The sequence below is a fragment of the Nonomuraea sp. NPDC002799 genome (assembly GCF_053592075.1).
Map to the genome: position 1 here is coordinate 224,285 of NZ_JBSFVA010000003.1, position 20,991 is coordinate 245,275.

Sequence of the window (20,991 nt, forward strand, 5' to 3'; positions counted from 1 at the left end):
CTTAAGCCCATGAAAGAGACAACACGTCGTTCCGCCGCCGTGCGGGACGGCCTCGGCGTGGGCCTGGCGGTGGGGCTGTCCGGGCTCGCCTTCGGCGCCGCGGCGATCACCGCGGGGCTCAGCGTGCCGCAGGCGTGCGTGCTGAGCCTGCTGGCGTTCACCGGCGCCTCGCAGTTCGCGCTGACCGGCGCGGTGGGCGCGGGCGGCGACCTGCTGGCCGCCACGGCGGGCGCGCTGCTGCTCGGCGGCCGTAACACCCTTTACGGCCTGCGCCTGGCCGACCTGCTCCAGGTACGCGGCGCGCGCCGCCTGGCGGCCGCCCAAGGCGTGATCGACGAGACCACGGCCGTCACGCTCGCCCAGCCGGACGCCCCGGCCGCGCGCACCGCCTTCACGGCCACGTTCGCCAGCCTCTACCTCACCTGGAACCTGACCACGCTGGCAGGCGCCTTCGGCACGTCGTCCCTGGGCGACCCCGGTGTGCTGGGCCTGGACGTGGTGGGCCCGGCCACCTTCCTCGCCATCCTCTGGCCCCGCCTGACCGCCGGCGCCGAGTCGCGCAAGCTCGCGGCCGTCGCGGCGGCGATCGCGTTGTGCGCCACCCCGTTCCTGCCGCCCGGCGTGCCCGTGCTGCTGTCGGCCGTGGCGGTCCTGGTGGTGATGGTGCGATGACGTTGTGGTGGGCGATCGCCGCGGTCTGCGCGGGCTGCTACGCGCTCAAGCTGGCCGGGCTGGCCGCGCCGCGGCGGGTGCTGGACCATCCGGCGGTGCGCAGGTTCGCCGAGCTGGTGCCGGTGGCGCTGCTCGGGGCGCTGATCGCGGTGCAGATGTTCACCGAGCGGGGCGGGCTGAGCTTCGACCCGGCCCGGACGGCGGGCCTCGGCGCGGCCGTCGTCGCCCTGCTGCTGCGGGCGCCCTTCCTCGTCGTCCTGGCCACGGCCGCCGTCGTCACCGCGCTTGTCCGGATGCTTATCGGGTAGTCGCCGTGCATGTCCGATTCAACGGTGATGGTCGGTGGGCGATATCGGCTGCTCAAAACGATCGGCCGGGGCGGCATGGGCACGGTGTGGCACGCGCATGACGAGGTGCTCGGACGTGACGTGGCCGTCAAGGAGGTGCTGCCGCCCCCCGATCTGTCGGGTCCCGAACGCGAGGTGTTCGCCGCCCGGACCTTACGCGAGGCCAGGACGGCGGGCCGGGTGGCGCACCCGGGCGTCGCCGCCGTGTACGACGTGCTGGAGGAGGGCGGCCACCCCTGGATCGTCATGCAGCTCGTGCCCTCCCGCACCCTCGGCGACCTGATCCGCGACGACGGCCCCATGACCCCCGCCGCGGCCGCGAACGTCGGCCTGCGGCTGCTTGAGGCGCTGCGCGCGGCCCACGCGGTGGGCGTGCTGCACCGGGACGTCAAGCCGGACAACGTGCTGCTGGCACACGACGGCCGGGTGGTGCTGACGGACTTCGGCATCGCCACCACGGAGGACGAGGCGCCCGTCACCAGTACGGGCATCCTGATCGGCACCCCCTCCTTCATGCCCCCCGAGCGCGCCGCCGGCGGGCGGGCCAGGCCCGCCTCCGACCTGTGGTCGCTGGGCGTGACGCTCTACCTGGCCGTGGAGGGCCACTCGCCCTTCCACCGGGACAACGCCCTGGCCACGCTGGGGGCGGTGATGCACGCGGAGCCGGAGCCGATGGCCAGGGCCGGCGTGCTCGCCCCCGTGCTGCACGGCCTGCTGCGCAAGGACCCGGAGCAGCGCATGACTTTGGAGGAGACCGAGGGGCGGCTGGCCGCGATCCTGGGGGGCGGCGTCCCCGACCGGACGAGACCCGTCCCCTTCCAGGAGGCGCCGAGGCGGCGGCGCGCGCTGCCGCTGGCCGCCATCGCCGCCGGCACGCTGCTCGTCGGCATCGTCACGGGCGGCGCCGCCTGGTGGTCCAACCGGCCGAGCGGCCTGCCGTCCACCCCGTCCTCCGCTCCCGCCGTCGTGGCGACGAGCCCCGGCCGCGGCGACTCCGCTCCGGACAAGAGCTCCGGGCCGGCCGCGCCGCAGAGCAGCCCGCCGCCCACCAGGGAGCAGCCGAGGACACCGTCGTCGGGCGAGCGGAGCCCGTCCGGGAAGCCGACCCCGACCCCGACCTCGACCCCCACCAAGTCGAAGAAGGCGAAACCGGAGGAAGGGTCGGACGAGCAGACCTCCACCCCGGAGTCGCCCAGCCAGGTCGAGCCGTCGGACGAGGAGGAGCAGTGATCAGGACACGGTGATCAGGATTTCGGTGATCAGGATTCGGCGGCGACGACGTCGAGCGCCTTCTGCAGGTCCGGCGGGTAGTCGGTGCTGAAGGAGATCCATTCGCCCGTCGCCGGGTGCTCGAAGCCGAGCGCGACCGCGTGCAGCCACTGCCGGGACAGGCCCAGCCGGGCCGAGAGCGTGGGATCGGCGCCGTAGAACAGGTCGCCGACGCAGGGGTGGCGCAGCGCCGACATGTGCACCCTGATCTGGTGCGTACGCCCGGTCTCCAGCTTGATGTCCAGCAGCGACGCCGCCCTGAACGCCTCGATCGTGTCGTAGTGGGTGACCGACGGCTTGCCGCCGGCGACCACCGCGAACCTGCCGTCGCCCGACGGATGCCGGTCGATGGGCGCGTCCACGGTGCCCCTGAACGGATCGGGATGCCCCTGGACCAGCGCGTGGTAACGCTTGTCGACGGTGCGCTCCTTGAAGGCCCGCTTGAGCCGGGAGTAGGCCTGCTCGCTCTTGGCCACGACCATCGCGCCGGTGGTGTTGGCGTCGAGCCGGTGCACGATGCCCTGGCGCTCGGCGGCGCCGCTGGTGGCGATGGTGTGCCCGGCGCCGAGCAGGCCGCCGATCACGGTGGGGCCCGTCCAGCCGACGGTCGGGTGGGCGGCCACGCCGATGGGCTTGTTGACCACGACGATGTCGTCGTCCTCGTACACGATGGTCATGCCCGCCACCGGCTCGGCCACCGGCATCGGGGTGGTGACCGGGGGCGGCATCGTCACGTCGAGCCACGCGCCCGCGTGCACCCGGTCCGACTTGGCCGGCTGCCTGCCGTCCACCAGCACCTCGCCCGCGCCGATCAGCTCGGCCGCGCGCGTGCGGGAGAATCCGAACAACCGCGAGAGCGCGGCGTCGAGCCGCTCGCCCTCCAGCCCGTCGGGCACGGGCAGGCTGCGCTGATCAGTCACTCTTGGACACCTCCTTGGACCCGTCGATCTGCACGTTCCGCCAGGCCAGGAGCACCGCCAGGATGCCGCCGCAGACGATCGCGGAGTCGGCGATGTTGAAGACCGGGAAGTAGTCGATGACGGGGAAGTGACCGGGGAGCACCTCGATGAAGTCGACCACGTGCCCCTGGAACTGGGCGGAGCGGCCGAACCCCGAGGGGTAGCGCAGCAGCCGGTCGGTGAGGTTGCCCAGCGCCCCGCCGAGGAGCAGGCCGAGCGTGATCGCCCAGGCCCTGCTCCCCAGCTTGCGGGCGGTGCGGACGATGGCCACGACCACGCCCGCCGCGATGAAGGTGAAGATGAACGTCATCCCGGTGCCGATGCTGAACGCGGCGCCGGAGTTGAAGATCACCCGGAACTGCAGCACGTCCTGGATGACGACCAGCGGCGGCTCACCCTCCAGGGTGCGCAGCACCACCGTCTTGGTGATGAGGTCGGCCGCGTAGATGAACGCCGCCAGCGCGACGAGGACGGCGAAGAGGCGGCCCCGGGGTCTGCCTACCGGCGTTCCTCCCTCTGCTTGCAGGCCACGCACAGCGTCGCCCTCGGGAACGCCTGAAGGCGCTCCTTGCCGATCGGCTTGTGGCACGATTCGCACACTCCATAGGTCCCTGCGTCGATCCTGGCGATCGCACGTTCGTTCTGCGCGACCAGATCGCGCGCATTCAGGGTAAGGGCGATCTCGCGTTCGCGCTCGTACGTCTTGGCGCCGGCGTCCGCCTGGTCGTCGCCGGCTCCCTGGGTGACGTCTCCCGAGGCTATCTCCGACTCGTGGCGGAGGATGTCCGCGTTGAGCTCGTCGATCTCGGTCTGGAGACTGCCGCGTACCTCGGACAGCTCCTCTTCCGACCACATCGACGGTGTAGCGGTCTGCGTGACTGCCGCCATGGCTGCCTCCATTGCTGATCAAGGCCGTAAAGGGTGCGGGCAGCTTAGGATCCACATAACGGAACGGCAAACGACCCGCCGGACGGTTTACCTCTCCCGTACTATCCAGCCCCGCGCATTCAACTCCTCCCCAGCAGCGTCCATTCCCACAACTTTGCGGCGTTTACGCCTTGCGTACCGAGAGCCGCCTCGACGGTGGGACACCACCGGGGAAACCAGGAAGCCTTCGCTCCCACTCTGCGTTATGGTTTGAGTCTGCAAGGTGTCGATGGGGCCCGTCTGTGACGGATATCACCCCGGAGCCGCCGGAAGAACGGCTCTCGCGAGCTCATTAGACCCGGCCGCAGCGCGAATGAAGAGGGCCCCGCCACCGCGCGGAGCCAAGAAGGGTGGTACCGCGGAGCCGCAGGGCTTCGTCCCTTCACGCCAGCCGATCGAGCGTGGAGGTCCCGCCAGAGATGTCTGCTTTCCGCCCTCTTCCCGCGCAGGTGAACCTGCCCGCGCTCGAGTACGAGGTCCTCGACCGCTGGCGGGACGGGAAGATCTTCGAGCGTTCGGTGGAGCAGAACGCCGGCAACCCGGCCTGGGTCTTCTACGAGGGCCCGCCCACCGCCAACGGCCTGCCCGGCGTCCACCACGTCGAGGCCCGCGTGTTCAAGGACCTGTTCCCGCGCTACAAGTCGATGCGCGGATTCAGCGTTCCGCGCAAGGCCGGCTGGGACTGCCACGGCCTGCCCGTCGAGGTCGGCGTCGAACGCGAGCTGGGCCTGTCCGGCAAGAAGGACATCGAGACCTACGGCATCGCCGAGTTCAACGCCAAGTGCCGCGAGTCGGTGTTGCGGCACGTGGACGCGTTCGAGCAGATGACCGAGCGGATGGGCTACTGGATCGACCTGTCCCAGGCCTACCGCACCATGGACCCGGCCTACATCGAGTCCGTGTGGTGGTCGCTGAAGGTCGTCTTCGACAAGGGCCTGCTGTTCCGCGACTTCCGCATCACGCCCTACTGCCCGCGCTGCGGCACCGGCCTGTCCGACCACGAGCTGGGCCAGCCGGGCGGCTACGAGACCGTCTCCAGCCCCTCGGTCTACGTGCGCATGCCCGTGACCTCCGGGCCGCTGGCCGAGCTGGGCGCCTCGCTGCTGATCTGGACGACGACGCCGTGGACCCTCGTGTCCAACACGGCGGTGGCGGTGCACCCCGACGTGACCTACGTCGCGGCCCGCACCGCCGGCGGCGAGGTCCTGGTCGTGGCCGAGCCCCTGCTCTCGGTGCTCGGCGACGACGTGACCGAGGTCGCCCGCTACACCGGCCGCGACCTGGAGCGCACCGCCTACTCGCGCCCGTTCGAGCTGGTCGACATCCCGGACGCGCACTACGTCGTGCTCGGCGACTACGTCACCGTCGAGGACGGCACCGGCCTCGTCCACCAGGCCCCGGCCTTCGGCGCCGACGACCTGGCCGTGATCCGGCGCTACGACATGCCGGTCGTCAACCCGATCGGCCCCGACGGCCGCTTCCTCGACGACGTCCCCATGGTCGGCGGCCGGTTCTTCAAGGACGCCGACGAGGAGCTGACCGAGGACCTGCGCGCCCGCGGCCTGCTGTTCCGCGGCGGCCACCTCGAGCACAGCTACCCCCACTGCTGGCGCTGCCACACCCCGCTGCTCTACTACGCGCTCCCCTCCTGGTACATCCGCACCACCTCGGTCAAGGACCAGATGCTGGCCGAGAACTCCACGACCAACTGGTACCCCGACACGATCAGGTGGGGCCGGTTCGGCGAGTGGCTGCGCAACAACGTCGACTGGTCGTTGTCGCGCTCGCGTTACTGGGGCACGCCGCTGCCGCTGTGGGTGTGCTCGGCGGACGAGTCCCACGTGACGTGCGTCGGCTCACTGGAGGAGCTCGGCGAGCTGGCCGGCCAGAACGTCTCCGCCCTCGACCCGCACCGCCCGTACGTGGACGACGTCACCTTCGACTGCCCGACGTGCGGCGCGGCGGCGCGCCGCGTGCCCGACGTCATCGACGCCTGGTACGACTCCGGCTCCATGCCGTTCGCCCAGTGGGGCGAGCGCGGCAAGCCGGACGGCCTCTACCCCGCGCAGTTCATCTGCGAGGCGACCGACCAGACCCGTGGCTGGTTCTACTCGCTGATGGCCGTCGGCACGCTGGTCTTCGGCCAGAGCTCCTACGAGAACGTGCTCTGCCTCGGCCTCATCCTGGCCGAGGACGGCCGCAAGATGAGCAAGCACCTGGGCAACATGCTGGAGCCGATCCCGCTGATGGACGAGCACGGCGCCGACGCGCTGCGCTGGTTCATGGCCTGCTCGGGCTCGCCCTGGTCGGCTCGCCGGGTGGGGCACAACACCCTTGAGGAGATCGTCCGCAAGGTCCTGCTGACGCTCTGGAACACCTCGTCGTTCTTCACCCTCTACGCCAACGCCGAGTCGTGGTCCCCGTCCATGCTGGCGCAGGCCACGCCGGCGGCGCAGCGCCCGCTGCTGGACCGCTGGGTGCTGGCCGAGCTGCACAGGACGGTGGCCGAGGTCACCTCGTCCCTGGACGTCTACGACACCCAGCGCGCCGGCCGCCGGCTCGCCGACTTCCTCGACGACCTGTCCAACTGGTACGTCCGCCGCTCGCGCCGCCGCTTCTGGCAGGGCTCGCCGGACGCCTTCGCGACGCTGTACGAGTGCCTGGAGACGGTGCTGCGGCTGATGGCGCCCTTCACGCCGTTCATCACCGACACCCTGTGGGACGTGCTGCGCTCGGCGGACGCGCCCTCCTCCGTGCACCTGACCACGTGGCCCGAGGTACGCGAGGACCTGCTGGACCCGGCGCTGTCGGACCAGATGGCCCTGGTGCGCCGGCTGGTCGAGCTGGGCCGTTCGGCGCGGGCCTCGTCGGGCGTCAAGACCCGGCAGCCGCTGCGCCGCGCCCTGGTCGGGGCGCACGGCTGGCCGTCCCTGCCCGAGGAGCTGCGCGGGCTGGTGGCGGACGAGCTGAACGTCCAAACCCTGGACGACATGTCCGGATTTAGCGCCGATCTCGTGTCTTATTCCGTCAAGCCCAATTTCCGGTCCCTGGGCAAGCGCTTCGGCTCCCAGACCAAGCTCGTGGCCGCCGCGGTGGCCGCCGCCGACCCCACCCGCGTGGCCCGCGCCCTCCGCTCGGGCGCCACGGTCATGGTCGAGGCGGACGAGCTGGGCGAGATCATGCTCGGCCCCGACGACGTGATCGTCAACGAGCAGCCCCGCTCCGGCTGGGCCGTGGAGACGGGCGCCATCGGCACCGGCACCGGCGAGACGGTGGCCCTGGACCTGGAGCTCACGGACGACCTGCGCCGCGCGGGCCTGCTGCGTGAGGTCATCCGCCTGGTCCAGGACGCCCGCAAGTCGACCGGCCTGTCGATCACGGACCGGATCGACCTGTGGTGGACCGCCTCCTCCCCCGACCTGGCCGCGGCCCTGCGCTCCGACGGCCAGGTGGTGGCGGATGAGGTCCTGGCGACCACCTTCACGGAGGACACAGCCGCGGTGGACACGGGGAGCGCAGCGCCGGACCTGCCGTCGCACACGGACGAGGACCTCGGCCTGATCTTCCGCCTCCGCCGCGCCTGACAGGCCATCCCCCGGGCCCGGCGAGCCATTCGCCGGGCCCGGCCAAGCCATACGGGCCCTAACGAGCCACACGGGCTCACGAGCCACACGGCGGGCATAACGAGCCATACACCGGTCCCCACCAAGCCATACGGGGCCTGACGAACCATACGACCGGGGGCGGCCACCGCACCGCGCGCGCTCAGCGCCGGACTGCGGCGACCGCCCCCGACCCGTCCCCGGTCTCCTAGCTCGATGTGCCGCGTCCCTGAGACGGGATCACCATCCCGAAGGCCGGCGTCCTAAAACCGGCATCTACCGTCTCAACTGCCGGCGTCTCTGAGACGGCGGCCGCCAACTCCGCACTTGCGAACCTCCACCGACTTCAGGCTGTGCCTCTCACACACCACCGAGGCACCGAGACGGCGCGTTCTGGCCTGCCTTGCCTCAGCCGACCGTCTCGCGGTCGTTCTGGCAGACAGAGCAGCTCGTCAGTCCAGCCGCTTCGGCCGCGGCGAGCGTCATGGTCTCCACGCCGCTCTCGCCCGCCCCTCTGATCAGCGGGCACGCGGTGCTGTGGTAGCGGCGCGTGCCGACGATGACCTTCACCGTCACCGGACGCTCGCCCTTGCCCCCCGCACCGCCTCCGTTGGCGCTACCGGACTTCTCAGCGGCCGTGGACGACCCTGAGGCGCCACTCCCCCCGCCATCAGACTTCTCGCGCTCGGTCGAACCAGCACCACGCTCCGAAGCATCGATCTTCGGAGCGCCGGCCTGCGAAGCACCGGTCTTGGGACCAGCGCCCTGCGAAGCACCGGACTTAGGCCCATCAACCTGCGGAGCACCCGTCTTCGACGCACCGGTCTGGGGCCCACCAACCTGCGGAGCACCGGCCTTGGTCGCACCGGCCTGCGAAGCACCGGTTCTTGGCGCATCGCTCTGCGGAGCACCGGTCTTGGACGGACCGGATTGCTGGGCACCCGTCTTGGGCGCCTCCCCCTTGGGGCCGGTGCCGGATGCTCCGTTCCTGACCTGGTCGGAGGCGGTGGCCGGGAGGTCGGATCCCGTCTTGCCCGCCGCCGCATCCGGCTTCGTACCGGAAGGCCGGGACGGCGAGCCGGCGGGCCGGCCTGTGGGCAGCGGCCCCCGGGGCTTCGCCTCGGACTCGGCCGAAGACGCGGGCCGCTCGGGCAGGATCACGGTCCCGCCTTCCGAGGCGGGCTCCTCATCGGCGCCAGAAGGCCGCTGCGGCCCTCTGGAAGCCCCACCCGACGCACCGGGACGGCCCGGCGTCGCGGAGGAAGGCACGCGTGGCTGTGGCGCCGTCTCAGGCCCTGCGGCGCCGTCATCCCTGGGCGCACCAGCGGACTGGCCAGACTTGGAGCCGGACTGCCCGGACTTGGGACCGGACGGCCCAGACGTTCCACCGGACTGGCCGGTCGTCTGACCTGGTCCGCCGGCGGACTGCCCGACCTTGGGACCGGGCCGCACGGGCGCACCACCCGACTGGCCGGGCTTCGAGCCTGGCTTGACGGTGGGCTGGGTGGACTCGGGGCCGGGCTGCTCGGGCATGCTCGCGGCCCGCGACGGCGTGCCCGCCGCCCCCGGCGCCTCGGTCTTACCCGCAGGCGTACTGCCGGAAGAGGGCTTGCCAGGAGACGACTCACCCGGGGCGGGCCTACCGGCCCCAGGCTTGCCCGGAACACCGGACGATGAAGCGCCCGACGAGGGAGCGCCGGACGATGATGCGCCGGACGGTTGCGCGCCGGAAGACGGAGCCCCAGGTGACTGGGCACCGGAACGGCCGGCGAGCGGTGGCCGGAAGTAGGAAGTCTGCGCGTCCGCCTGCTCATCGGCCGAGGACTCGGCGGCGGCGGACGACGGGGCCGCGCCGGAGGGGCGGCCGAACCACCCGGGGGCGCCGTCCTCGTGGGCGGCAGGCTCCGGGCTGGGGGTGGAAGCCTTCGTGTCGGGCTTCGGCGGGGCGACCGGCGGACGTAGGTCGCGGGTCTCCGCGGAGTTCTCCGCCCGGCTCTCCGCGACGGGCGCGGAACCGGGTGCGACGACGGGCTCGGGGTCGGCGGCAGGCGGCAGTTGCCGTCCGCCGAGCGCAGCGTCCGGCAGGCACGTCGTGCAGGGCGTGAAGCCCTCCTCGCGTGCCTCCTCGTAGGTGAGCTCCTCGTGATCCCGGCCGCTCAGTTGCCGGCAGCCGGGCGCGTGATAACGCTTGCGTCCCGGGATCACCAGCACGATCGCATCCGGCGAGATGCCACTCGCCGCGGGGCGGCGCATGGCGGGGGCGGGAATGGGCGCCGTCCGCTGTGGCGTCTGCGGATGTGGATGTGCCTGAGGGGGCGGCTGGTGAGCCGGCGGACCGGCCTGGTTGTACGGCAGGCCAGGCGGCACGAGCCCTTTCGGCGGGGTGGCCGGCACAGCGGCCTGCCCACCACCGGGAAACAGCTCATTACGCCGCAGGAATGCCCCGATCACCAGGAACAGCGCGGACAGCACGCTGACCACGATGGACCACATGATCAGGAACGGCTTCGCCAGCACGAAGCCCGCGATCAGCAGAACCACTGCCGCGAGCACCAAACCAGCACTGATAAGGATCACAGGGGGCTCTTTCGAGTGTCAGGTCCTAGTGACCCGCTACTTTACCGGCGGTCGTTGTGCGGACCGTCACCGCCGGGGAAGACACCCTGGGGAGCCTCACCACCGAACGGGTTGGGACCACCGGGCAGAGGCTGCTGGCCACCCTGCGGCACGGCGTGCGACATGGCGGGAGCCTGCTGTTGCTGCTGCTGACCCTGCGGACCGGACATCACCGGGAACCCGCCGCTGCCCTCGGCGGAGACGTTCAGCTCGGCGAGCTGGTTCTCCAGGTAGAGCTTGAGGCGGCTGCGGTATTCGCGCTCGAAGCTGCGCAGCTCCTCGACCTTGCGCTCGAGCTCGTCGCGGGTCTGCACCAGCGAGCCCATCGCCTGACGGTGGCGCTCCTGGGCGTCGCGCTCCAGCGTCTCGGCGCGGGCACGGGCGTCGCCGATGACCTGCTCGGCCTGGCGGCGGGCCTTGGTGAGAACCTCGTCGGCCTCGCGCCGGGCACGGGTCACCGTCTCGTCCGCCTCGCGGCGGGCGTCGGAGATCGCCTGGTCGGCGGTCTGCTGGGCGAGCGCGAGCACGCGGGCCGCGGTGTCCATGTTGTCCTCGGCGGGAGGCATGCTCATGGCCACGGGCATCGGCTGCTGCACCGGGGGCGGCTCGGGAGCGCGCATGGGCTCCTGCTGCTGGGGCGGCCCCATCATCTCGGGCTTGGGCTGCTCCTGGACCGGGGCGGAGGCCATGGGCATGCTCATGCCGCCCGGCACCTTCCCGCGCAGGCACTCGGCCAGCTTGGCGCGGAGCTCCTCGTTCTCTTGGATCAGGCGGTCGAGCTCAGCCTCCACCTCGTCGAGGAAGGCGTCGACCTCTTCCTCGTCGTAGCCCGGGCGCAGCCGGGTGGTACTGAATTGCTTGTTCCGCACATCAGCGGGCGTCAGCGGCATTTTTTGGTCTCCTTGGCGCGCTTTGGAGTCTGTCCGGAGGGACGGTAACCCGAAGTCACTTCAGCGCGGACACGAGTTGGATCACGACCGGGACGACACCGGCCCGTTCATCGCAACGATCCAGCGATCTGGATCAAGATCAGAACCACGATGAACAGGACAGTGAAGCTTAGGTCAAAGGCCACCGTACCCAACCGGAGCGGGGGAATGAAACGGCGGAGGAACTTGAGTGGTGGGTCTGTCGCGGTGTACGTGGCCTCGGCCAGCACCAGAACGACCCCCTGAGGCCGCCACTGGCGGGCGAAAGCCTGCACCGTCTCAAAGATCATCCTGCCGATGAGCAACACCAGATAGAGAGACAGGACAACGACCAAGATCTGACCTACGATCCCCACGGCTTGGCCGCGCCTCCATTCTGATGTGCCCGCCCTGGTCTCGGTGAGACCCGGTTGGGTTCGATAGACATACAGAGACTCTAACTCTGGTTGAAGAACCCGCGTTCCGCGATTCGGGCCTTGTCCTCGGCGGTCACCTCGACATTGGCAGGGGACAACAGGAACACCTTGTTGGTAACACGTTCAATGCTGCCATGTAGGCCAAAGACGAGACCTGCCGCGAAATCGACCAGCCGTTTCGCGTCACTGTCAACCATCTCGGTCAGGTTCATGATGACCGGGGTGCCGTCCCGGAAATGCTCTCCGATGGTACGCGCCTCGTTGTACGTGCGGGGGTGGAGGGTCGTGATGCGCGCCAGATCGGTCGTGCGGCGCTCCAGGATCGTCGTGGCGGGCCTGGGCGCGGCCATCCCGGCTTCGGGGTCCTCCTCGCGGTCCTGAACCGCCACGGGCCGATCCTCGCCGGTCCGCTGCGCCTCGTCGTCGTAGGCGTAGTCGTCCGGGTAGGCGTCATACCTCTCGTAGCGGTCGTCCTCCACGAGACCGAGGTAGACCGCCATCTTGCGCATCGCGCCGGCCATCGCTAAGTCGTCCTCCTGCTCATGGTCGCACTCGCTCGGGCCTGTCGCCGGGTCCCGAGAGGCGGCAGCCGTACCCCCTTGGAGCTCACCGCTGATCGACCTCTCCACGGTCGCGGGCCTGAAGACCCACTTGGGGGGACATTACCTGACGAAGGGCTTGCGACGACCGAGCAACGCCGTACCGACGCGCACGTGTGTCGCGCCGTAGGCGATGGCCTGCGCGAGGTCCTCGCTCATGCCGGCGGAGATCATCGTGGCCCGTGGATGCTGCTCCTGCACGCGCGTCGCCAGCTCCCGCAGCCTGGCGAACGCCTTGGCCGGGTCCTCGCCGAGCGGGGCCACCGCCATCACGCCGCCCAGCCAGAGGCCGTCGGCGAGCGCCACCTCGTCGGCGAGTTCGAGCAGGTCGGCGGCCCGCGCCCCGCCCCTCTCCGGATCGTCGTCCAGCGCGACCTGCAGCAGGCAGCCGACCCTGCGGCCCTGCCGCAGGGCCTCCTTGCTGATCGTCTCGACCAGCCTGACGCGGTCGACGGAGTGGATCACGTCGGCGTAGCCGACGACGGAGCGCACCTTGTTGGTCTGGAGCTGCCCGACGAAGTGCCAGGTCAGCGTCAGGTCGGCGAGCTCGCTCGCCTTGGGTGCGGCCTCCTGGTCGCGGTTCTCGCCGACGTCGCGCACCCCCAGCTCGGCCAGCACGCGAACGTCCTCGGCGGGCCGGGTCTTGGTGACGGCGATCAGGGTGACCTCACCGCGGTCGCGCCCGACCGCGTGGCAGGCCGCGGCGATGCGCTCGTCGACCTCGGCGAGCCCGGCCGCGATCTCGTCCCTTCTCACGTGCCCTCCCCCCTCGCTCCCGGCATCCTCGCGCCCGCCCGTGCGGGTCGCGAACGTCTTCTGCACAGCAGGTCACCTCTTTCCTGTCCTGGCCGGCCGAATCTCGCCCGGCGAACCGAGCGCGGCGCATCGAGCCCATCGCATCAAGCCCGTCGGGCCCGACGCCGCAAGTCCGACGCCGCCGTTCGAGCACCTCGTAAACGACGGCGCCGCTCCCGTATCCCTGCGGGGAGCGGCGTCAGGCGGCCGGTTACTTGAGGAAGTCGGGAACGTCGAGTTCCTCTTCCTGCTCCTCGAAGATCACGCGAGGACGTTTGGCGGGCTCCGACATGCGGGAGGTGATGGGCGTGGGCGGGTTGGCGGGCTCGGGAGCGGGCCGGGGAATCGAGACGGGGCCGGACGGCTCGTCGGCGACGGATTCGCCGATGAGCGGATCGGCGGCCGGCGCCGGCTCCACCGGCCGGACCGGTTCCGTGCGCGGCTCGGGCTCGGACCTGAAGTCCTGGCGCGGCTCGGGACGCGGCTCCGGGCGGAAGTCCGAGCGAGGCTCGGGACGCGGCTCAGGACGGAAGTCGGAGCGGGGCTCCGACCGGAAGTCCGCACGAGGCTCAGGACGCGGCTCAGGGCGCGCCAGGGGCGGCTCGGACTTCACGCTGGGGGACGAGACGCTCGGCCGCACAGGAGACGACACGGACGGCGCGGCCGGACGGCTCGCGGGACGGGGCAGCGGCTTCTCCACCGGCGGCGGGACGTCGTCGAACCCGGCCGCGATCACCGTCACCCGCACCTCGTCGCCGAGCGCGTCGTCGATGACCGTGCCGAAGATGATGTTGGCGTCGGGCGCGGCCGCCGTGGACACGAGCTGCGCCGCCTCGTTGATCTCGAACAGGCCGAGGTCGGAGCCGCCCGCGATCGACAGCAGCACGCCGTGGGCGCCGTCGATGCTCGCCTCCAGCAGCGGGCTGGAGACCGCCATCTCGGCCGCCGCCACCGAGCGGTCGTCGCCGCGCGCGTGGCCGATGCCCATGAGGGCCGAGCCGGCGCCCGACATGACCGACTTGACGTCGGCGAAGTCGAGGTTGATCAGACCGGGTGTGGTGATCAGGTCGGTGATGCCCTGCACACCGGAGAGCAGCACCTGGTCGGCGGCCTTGAAGGCGTCGAGGACGCTGACCTGCCGGTCGGAGATCGACAGCAGCCGGTCGTTGGGGATCACGATGAGGGTGTCGACCTCGTCGCGCAGCGTCTCGATGCCGGCTTCGGCCTGCGAGGCCCTGCGCCGTCCCTCGAAGCTGAACGGCCTGGTCACGACACCGATCGTGAGCGCGCCGAGCGATCTGGCGATGTTGGCCACGACGGGCGCGCCGCCGGTGCCGGTGCCGCCGCCCTCGCCGGCCGTCACGAAGACCATGTCGGCCCCCTTGAGGACCTCCTCGATCTCCTCGCGATGGTCCTCGGCCGCCTTGCGACCGACGTCGGGGTTGGCGCCCGCGCCCAGTCCGCGCGTGAGCTCACGGCCGACGTCGAGTTTCACATCGGCGTCACTCATCAGCAGCGCCTGGGCGTCGGTGTTTATCGCGATGAACTCGACGCCCTTGAGTCCCTCTTCGATCATCCGGTTGACGGCGTTCACGCCGCCGCCGCCGATGCCGACAACCTTGATGACCGCGAGGTAGTTCTGCGGTGCTGCCACGACGAGGGGCCTTTCCGCTCGTTGACTTGCCATTTCGGATGCGGATCGTCTCCGCTTTTTCTCAGTTCGAATAACTCTCAACCTCAGGTTGAGATTTAGATTTATGTCAACCTGAGGATTGATACGGACAGTAGGAGTTACGCTCCGGGCGGGTCAACTAACCGCGCCGCAAGCACGTCCGGCGTGTCGCGGGCTGTCCGTTTCGCTCCGAAGTCGCGCCTGGTCAGGCGCGCCCTCCGTCGAAAGTCCGGCTTACAGACTCTCACGCCGCGACCCCCGCCTCGGACAGGCTCGGCGATGCTCTTGCCCCTGAGTTGCCAGACTGTGGCATTGATCGTCATCACTTGAGGGTCACGACGTCCGGGGAACTGACGTCGTACACCGTGGCTTTCTCCCGTTTGAGCAGAGAGGCCAGGATCCGGCCCTTCTCCTGCGGGCGGTCGGTGCCGCCCCAGATGACGGTCCGCCCGTCGGACAACTCCAAAGTCACGCCTTCCGCCGTGCCCGCGCGCACCTGCCTGATCTTGGGCGCCACCGTGTCCGGCACCGCCTGCACGACCTGCAGGGCGGCCATCATGGCGGGGTCGCCGGCGGCGGGTCTGTCCACCTTGAGCAGCGGAAGCATGGGCGGCACCGCGGACAAGAGCTCGATCACCACGCCCTGCTTGTCGACGATCGCCACCTTGCCGCCGGCCTGGACGGCGGCGACCGCCTCCCGCTCGACCACCTCGATCTTGAGCGTGCCCGGCCACATCCGGTCGACCTTGGCGGTGGCGAGCTGCCTGATGCCGAGGACGCGCGTCTCGACGCCGGCGAGGTCGACGGTGGCGAGCGGATGGAGATCGGCCACGCCCGCCTGCTCCTTGATCCGCTCGCTCGGCACTGTGAGATTTCCCACGATCTCGATCGAACGCACGCCCAGCACGGGCGAGAAGAACACCAGCCACGCCGCCGTGCCCACCACTCCCGCGGTGAGCAGCACCAGGAACGCCGTCCGCGCCTTCATCGCCCTCCCCTGCATGTCGCGGCACCGAACCTACGCCGACACGCGGCGTAACGCCGCGCGCCACGCCCAACGGCGGGCCGTCAGGAAAGGCGGGCCACGATCTGCGGGCCGAGCTCCGTCACGTCGCCCGCGCCCATGGTGAGCACGATGTCGCCCGGCCGGGCCCGCTCGGCCACCAGCGCCGGCACCAAGGCCCGGTCGGGCGCGTAGGAGACCTGCCCGGCGGGCAGCGGAACCCGGCCGGCCACCAGCGCGCCGGACACGCCGGGCTCGGGGTCCTCGCGGGCGCCGTAGACGTCGAGCACGATGGCCTCGTCGGCCAGCCCGAGCGCCGCGCCGAACTCGTCGGCGAAGAACCTGGTGCGCGAGTAGAGATGCGGCTGGAAGACCGCGATGACCCGCCCGGTGCCGGAGTAGGAGGCGACCACGTCGCGCGCGGCCCGCAGGTCGGCGGCCAGCTCGGTCGGGTGGTGGGCGTAGCTGTCGAACACCGCGATGCCGCCGGCCTCGCCCTTGGCCTCGAAGCGCCGCTTGGCCCCGGTGAAGGCGCCGAGGCCCTCTCTGATCTCCTCGAACGGCAGCCCCAGCTCATCGGCCACGGCGATCACCGCGGTGGCGTTGAGCGCGTTGTGCGCCCCGGGAACGGCCAGCCGCACCTCGCCCCTGCCCTCGATGCTGAACACGGTGCCGAACCCGTCGGGCCGGACGTCGCTCACGCGGTAGTCCTCGCCCGTCACGCCGTACGTCGTGACCCGCACCCCGCGCGCCCGCGCCTTGGCCGCCAGCTCGGCCGAGCCCGGGTCGTCGGCGCAGACGACGAGCAGGGAGCCGACCCGCTCGGCGAACCTGGCGAAGCTGTCGTAGACGGCCCGCGGGTCGCCGTAGTTGTCGAGGTGGTCGGCCTCGACGTTGGTCACCACGGCGATGTCGGGCGCCAGCATGAGGAAGGAGCCGTCGCTCTCGTCGGCCTCGGCCACGAACACGCCGCCCTGGCCGTCGTCGGCGCCGAGGCCGGTGGTGACGAGCTGGCCGCCCACGCAGTAGGACGGGTCGGCGCCGCACTTCTGCAGCGCCACGGTCAGCATCGAGGTGGTGGTGGTCTTGCCGTGGGTGCCGGCGATCGCGACGGCGGTGCGGCCGGCCATGACGGAGGCCAGCGCGGCGGCCCGCGGGATGATCCGCAGCCCCTGCTTGAGCGCCTCGCCCAGCTCGGGGTTGGAGTCGCGGATGGCGGTCGAGACGACCACCGTGTCGACGTCCCTGATGTGCGAGGCGGCGTGGCCGATGTGCACGGTCGCGCCGAGCTCGCGCAGCTCGGTGATCAGCTCGGAGCTGCGCGCGTCGCTGCCCGACACCCGCACACCGCGCTTGAGCAGGATGCGGGCGATGCCGGACATGCCCGCGCCGCCGACGCCGATGAAATGCACCCGCCCCAGCTCTTCTACGGTGACGGGATCGACCAGCTTGACGAGACTCATCGGGCTATCTCCAACACTTTCCTGGCAAGCATGATATCGGCGTCCTTACGTCCCAGTCTGGACGCCGCCTCTGACATGGCGACGACCCGTTCGGGATCGCGCAGGATGGGCAGCACGTTGCGGATGATCCAATCAGGTGACAACTCGGAGTCGTCGACCGCGAGGCCGCCGCCGCCCTGGGCGATGCGGCCGGCGTTGATCGCCTGCTCGCCGTTGCCGTGGGGCAGCGGCACGTAGGCGCCGGGCAACCCCACCGCGGTCAGCTCCGCGCACGTCAGCGCCCCGCTGCGGCACAGCGCCACGTCGGCGGCGGCGTAGGCGAGGTCCATGCGGTCGACGTAGGGCAGCAGCACGTATTGCGGGTCGCCGGGCGGAGGCTCGCGGTCGACGGTGTTCTTCGGGCCGATCACGTGCAGGACCTGCACGCCGGCCCGGCGCAACACGGGCGCGGCGGCGAGCGCGGCCTCATTGATCGACCTGGCCCCCTGCGAGCCGCCGAAGACCAGCAGCGTCGGCCGGTCGCCCTCCAGCCCGAACCACGAGCGCGCCTTGTCGCCCATGGACAGCCGGTCGAGCGTGACGATCTCGCGGCGCAGCGGGGTGCCGATGTACTCGGCCTTGGGCAGCGCCCCGTCGGGGAAGCCGGAGAAGACGTGGTCGGTCAGCCGCGCGCCCAGCCGGTTGGCCAGGCCGGGACGCGGATTGGCCTCGTGTACGACGATCGGCACGCCGCGCCGCTTGGCCGCCAGATAGGCGGGGGTCGCCACGTAACCGCCGAAACCGACGAGAACGTCGGCCCGGACCCGGTCGAGGATCGCCGCCGTGGCGTTGATGGCTCCGGCCAGCCTGCCCGGCACCGTCAGCAGGCTCGGAGTGATCGCCCTTGGCAGCGGCACCGCGGGCACCAGCTCCAGCTCGTAGCCCCTGGCCGGCACGAGCCGCGACTCCAGGCCGCGCTCCGTGCCCACGCAGGTGATGCCCACGCTCCGGTCCAGGTGACGCAGTGCGTCCGCAAGGGCGAGCGCGGGCTCGATGTGCCCGGCCGTCCCCCCACCGGCGAGGACCACCCTCATCTCGGTCACTCCCTAACGTGTCACTCGGCCTTTGGTCATACCCCCCAGGCCAAGCCAGCTTAGGGCCCGGACGGCGGGTCCGGGGCCACGGGCGGCCAAGGCCTCCCGCGCTCCCGGCTCGCGTTTGGCGAACGACAGCAGCATGCCGAGCGCGGCCAGCGTGGGCAGCAGCGACGATCCGCCGTACGAGACCAGCGGCAAGGGGATGCCGGTGATCGGCAGAACGCCCAGGACGGCGCCCATGTTGACGGTGGCCTGACCGACGATCCAGGCCACGATGGCGGCGGCGGCCAGCCGGATGAAGGCGTCGTTGACCCGGACCGCGACCCGCAGCCCGGCGTAGCCCAGCAGCCCGAACAGCGCCACCACCATCAGCGTGCCCATCAGCCCGAGCTCCTCGCCGAGGATGGCGAAGATGAAGTCGCTCTCGCCGTGCGGCAGCCAGCTCCACTTCTGGCGGCTACTGCCGAGGCCGAGCCCGAACCAGCCGCCGGAGCCCATCGCGATCTGCCCCTGCACGGCCTGGTAGCCGGCGCCCTGCGCGTCGGCCCACGGATCGAGGAAGGCGCCGATGCGCGCCATCCGGTACGGCTCCACCTTGATCATGATGACCGCGGCCAGCACCGCCAGCGACAGGATGCCGCCGAACAACTTCACCGGCGCCCCCACCACCCACAACAGCGCCAGGAAGATCATGAACAGGACCAGTGTGGTGCCGAGGTCGCGGCCGAGCATGACCATGACGGCCAGGATCGCGGTGCCGGGCATGAGCGGGATCAGCATCTGCCGCCACTCGATCCGGCCCTGCCGCACCCGCCTGGCCATCAGGTCGGCCCCCCACAGCGCGAGCCCCAGCTTGGCGGGCTCCGACGGCTGGATGGTGAACGGGCCGATGTAGATCCACCGCTGCGCGCCCAGCTCGGAGGAGCCGATGAACAGCACCATGACCAGCGCGATGATGGACAGCGCCATCAGCGGATAGCCGGCCCAGCGGAAGAACTTGACCGGCAGGCGCGAGCACAGATACATCAGCGGCACGCCCAGCCCGGCCGACAACGACTGCTTGATGAACCACGAGAACGGGCTGCCGGTCTTCTGCAGCGCCTCGATGCTGGAGGCCGACAACACCATCATCAGCCCGAGCGCGAGCAGCAGCGCGCTGCACATGATGATCAGGTAGTAGGTGGTGAGCGGCTTGCCGAGCAGTTCCTTCAGGGCGCCGAGCTGCTCGCTGAGACCGCTCCCCGGGCTCTCGGCGGCACGCCGCTCCTCAACGGTCGTGCTCATGCCGCAGCCTCAGCTCGTGCACGGCGCGGGCGAAGGCCTCCCCCCGCGCCGGGTAGTTGGCGAACATGTCCAGGGAGGCCCCCGCCGGGGAGAGCAGCACGGTGTCCCCTGGGGAGGCCAGCCGGGCGGCTTCGGTGACGACTCTTTCCATCGCACCAGTCTCCCGATCGGCGATGTCCACGACGGGGACATTCGGCGCGTGTCGCGCGATGGCTTCGGCGATCCGGGCACGATCGGCGCCCAGCAGCACCGCGCCGCGCAGTCTGGGGGCCGCCTGGCGCACCAGGTCGTCGACGTCGGCGCCCTTGAGCTGGCCGCCCGCCACCCACACGACCGACGGGTAGGCGGCCAGCGCCGCGGCGGCGGCGTGCGGGTTGGTCGCCTTGGAGTCGTCGACGTACTCGACCTCGCCGATCCGGTCCACGTGGGCCAGCCGGTGCGGGTCGGGCACGAAGTCGCGCAGCCCCTGGCGCACCGCCTCCGGCGGCACGCCGAGCGAGCGGGCCAGGGCGGCGGCGGCCAGCGCGTTGGCCACGTTGTGGGGCGCGAACGGCCGCACGTCGGCGAGCGTCGCCAGCTCCTCGGCCGCGTCGACCGGGTCCGCCACGAACGCCCGGTCCACCAGCAGGTCCTCGACCAGGCCGAGCTGGCCCCGCCGGGGCACCCGCAGCGTGAAACCGACCGCTCCCGGGTAGGGCGCGGCCAGCCGGGCGGCCTCGGGGTCGTCGGCGTTGTAGATCACCGTTCCGGCGCGCTCGTAGACGCGGCCCTTGGCGGCGGCGTACTCCCGCATGGACCCGTGCCAGTCGAGGTGGTCGGGGGCCACGTTCAGGATGGCCGCGGCGTGCGGGGCCAGCGTGCTGGACCAGTGGAGCTGGAAGCTGGACAGCTCGACGGCCAGCACGTCGTACGGCTCCGCGACGGCCCGGACGACGGGGACGCCCACGTTCCCCACGGCCAGGGCCTTGCGCCCGGCGGCCAGCAGGATCGAGGTGAGCATGCGCACGGCGGTGGTCTTGCCGTTGGTGCCGGTCAGCGCCAGCCACGGGGCCGCCTGCGCGGGACGCAGCCGCCAGGCCAGCTCCACCTCGCCCACGACCTCGACGCCGGCGCCGAGCGCGGCCGCGATCAGCGGGTGGTGGGGCGGCCATCCGGTGGTGACGAGCCGGTCGGCGCCCTCGGGCACCGTCATCTCCCCGAACCGGGTCTCGACGCCGAGCCGGGCCAGCTCGGCCGCGGCGGCGAGCTGGCGCTCGCCCTCGGCCGCCTCGACGACCACGACGCGCTCACCGCGCTCGGCCAGGACCCTGGCCACGGCGGTGCCGGAGACGCCGAGACCGGCGACGCAAGTCAGGCTCATGC

General features: G+C 71.2%; 18 protein-coding genes. 4 read left to right on the forward strand and 14 right to left on the reverse strand.

Features of this window, described 5'->3' with window-relative positions; all coding sequences use genetic code 11:
* The first annotated feature begins 9 nt into the window (after window positions 1–9).
* The 3 genes from ACWD0F_RS07765 to ACWD0F_RS07775 are packed head-to-tail and all read left to right on the forward strand — an operon-like array spanning window position 10 to window position 2,249.
* On the forward strand, window positions 10–672 hold the full coding sequence (locus ACWD0F_RS07765) for an AzlC family ABC transporter permease (protein ID WP_449873141.1): 663 nt from the start codon (window positions 10–12) through the stop codon (window positions 670–672).
* Entirely contained in the window at window positions 669–980 is a 312-nt protein-coding gene (locus tag ACWD0F_RS07770) for an AzlD domain-containing protein (protein WP_449873142.1), read from the forward strand. Before ACWD0F_RS07765 ends, ACWD0F_RS07770 begins: the two co-directional genes overlap by 4 nt.
* Window positions 981–989: 9 nt before the next feature.
* Complete coding sequence (locus ACWD0F_RS07775; RefSeq protein ID WP_449873143.1) at window positions 990–2,249, forward strand: serine/threonine-protein kinase; 1,260 nt, start codon at window positions 990–992, stop codon at window positions 2,247–2,249.
* A gap of 29 nt (window positions 2,250–2,278) precedes the next feature.
* Here the strand turns inward: ACWD0F_RS07775 and ACWD0F_RS07780 are convergent, their stop codons facing one another.
* Genes ACWD0F_RS07780 through ACWD0F_RS07790 form a run of 3 tightly spaced genes read right to left on the reverse strand, consistent with a single transcriptional unit; the run spans window position 2,279 to window position 4,135 of the window.
* Window positions 2,279–3,208 carry an RluA family pseudouridine synthase gene (locus ACWD0F_RS07780; protein ID WP_449873144.1) on the reverse strand — a complete coding sequence of 310 codons (930 nt, stop codon included), beginning with the start codon at window positions 3,206–3,208 and terminating at the stop codon, window positions 2,279–2,281.
* Window positions 3,201–3,782: a signal peptidase II gene (lspA, locus tag ACWD0F_RS07785; protein ID WP_449873145.1), complete on the reverse strand. Its 582-nt coding sequence runs from the start codon at window positions 3,780–3,782 to the stop codon at window positions 3,201–3,203. Before lspA ends, ACWD0F_RS07780 begins: the two co-directional genes overlap by 8 nt.
* Window positions 3,746–4,135, reverse strand: a complete 390-nt coding sequence (locus ACWD0F_RS07790; protein WP_449873146.1) for a TraR/DksA family transcriptional regulator — start codon at window positions 4,133–4,135, stop codon at window positions 3,746–3,748. Before ACWD0F_RS07790 ends, lspA begins: the two co-directional genes overlap by 37 nt.
* A gap of 458 nt (window positions 4,136–4,593) precedes the next feature.
* Here ACWD0F_RS07790 and ileS point away from each other — a divergent pair, with 458 nt between their 5' ends.
* Window positions 4,594–7,758: an isoleucine--tRNA ligase gene (ileS, locus tag ACWD0F_RS07795; RefSeq protein ID WP_449873147.1), complete on the forward strand. Its 3,165-nt coding sequence runs from the start codon at window positions 4,594–4,596 to the stop codon at window positions 7,756–7,758.
* A gap of 426 nt (window positions 7,759–8,184) precedes the next feature.
* Here ileS and ACWD0F_RS07800 read toward each other — a convergent pair whose 3' ends face one another.
* The 11 genes from ACWD0F_RS07800 to murD form a co-directional block, all read right to left on the reverse strand.
* The gene (locus ACWD0F_RS07800) at window positions 8,185–10,353 is read right to left on the reverse strand and encodes a hypothetical protein (RefSeq protein ID WP_449873148.1); all 2,169 of its coding nucleotides are present in this window, start codon (window positions 10,351–10,353) and stop codon (window positions 8,185–8,187) included.
* A 41-nt stretch (window positions 10,354–10,394) separates the two neighbouring features.
* Window positions 10,395–11,282, reverse strand: coding sequence for a DivIVA domain-containing protein (locus ACWD0F_RS07805; RefSeq protein ID WP_449873149.1), 888 nt, complete (start codon window positions 11,280–11,282; stop codon window positions 10,395–10,397).
* A gap of 107 nt (window positions 11,283–11,389) precedes the next feature.
* Complete coding sequence (locus tag ACWD0F_RS07810) at window positions 11,390–11,677, reverse strand: YggT family protein (RefSeq protein WP_449873150.1); 288 nt, start codon at window positions 11,675–11,677, stop codon at window positions 11,390–11,392.
* A gap of 80 nt (window positions 11,678–11,757) precedes the next feature.
* A complete protein-coding gene (locus ACWD0F_RS07815) occupies window positions 11,758–12,258 on the reverse strand; it encodes a cell division protein SepF (protein ID WP_449873151.1) in 501 nt (166 codons plus the stop codon).
* A 141-nt stretch (window positions 12,259–12,399) separates the two neighbouring features.
* Complete coding sequence (locus ACWD0F_RS07820) at window positions 12,400–13,092, reverse strand: YggS family pyridoxal phosphate-dependent enzyme (RefSeq protein WP_449873152.1); 693 nt, start codon at window positions 13,090–13,092, stop codon at window positions 12,400–12,402.
* Window positions 13,093–13,342: 250 nt separating this feature from the next.
* A complete protein-coding gene (gene ftsZ, locus ACWD0F_RS07825) occupies window positions 13,343–14,785 on the reverse strand; it encodes a cell division protein FtsZ (RefSeq protein WP_449873153.1) in 1,443 nt (480 codons plus the stop codon).
* A gap of 340 nt (window positions 14,786–15,125) precedes the next feature.
* Complete coding sequence (locus ACWD0F_RS07830; RefSeq protein WP_449873154.1) at window positions 15,126–15,791, reverse strand: cell division protein FtsQ/DivIB; 666 nt, start codon at window positions 15,789–15,791, stop codon at window positions 15,126–15,128.
* An 80-nt stretch (window positions 15,792–15,871) separates the two neighbouring features.
* A complete protein-coding gene (murC, locus tag ACWD0F_RS07835) occupies window positions 15,872–17,269 on the reverse strand; it encodes a UDP-N-acetylmuramate--L-alanine ligase (protein WP_449873155.1) in 1,398 nt (465 codons plus the stop codon).
* Window positions 17,266–18,342 carry an undecaprenyldiphospho-muramoylpentapeptide beta-N-acetylglucosaminyltransferase gene (gene murG / locus ACWD0F_RS07840; RefSeq protein WP_449873156.1) on the reverse strand — a complete coding sequence of 359 codons (1,077 nt, stop codon included), beginning with the start codon at window positions 18,340–18,342 and terminating at the stop codon, window positions 17,266–17,268. Before murG ends, murC begins: the two co-directional genes overlap by 4 nt.
* Before the next feature lie 12 nt (window positions 18,343–18,354).
* The gene (ftsW, locus tag ACWD0F_RS07845) at window positions 18,355–19,629 is read right to left on the reverse strand and encodes a putative lipid II flippase FtsW (RefSeq protein ID WP_449873157.1); all 1,275 of its coding nucleotides are present in this window, start codon (window positions 19,627–19,629) and stop codon (window positions 18,355–18,357) included.
* Window positions 19,613–20,989, reverse strand: coding sequence for a UDP-N-acetylmuramoyl-L-alanine--D-glutamate ligase (gene murD, locus ACWD0F_RS07850; RefSeq protein ID WP_449873158.1), 1,377 nt, complete (start codon window positions 20,987–20,989; stop codon window positions 19,613–19,615). The genes ftsW and murD overlap by 17 nt, the downstream gene beginning before the upstream one ends.
* Window positions 20,990–20,991: the final 2 nt, after the last annotated feature.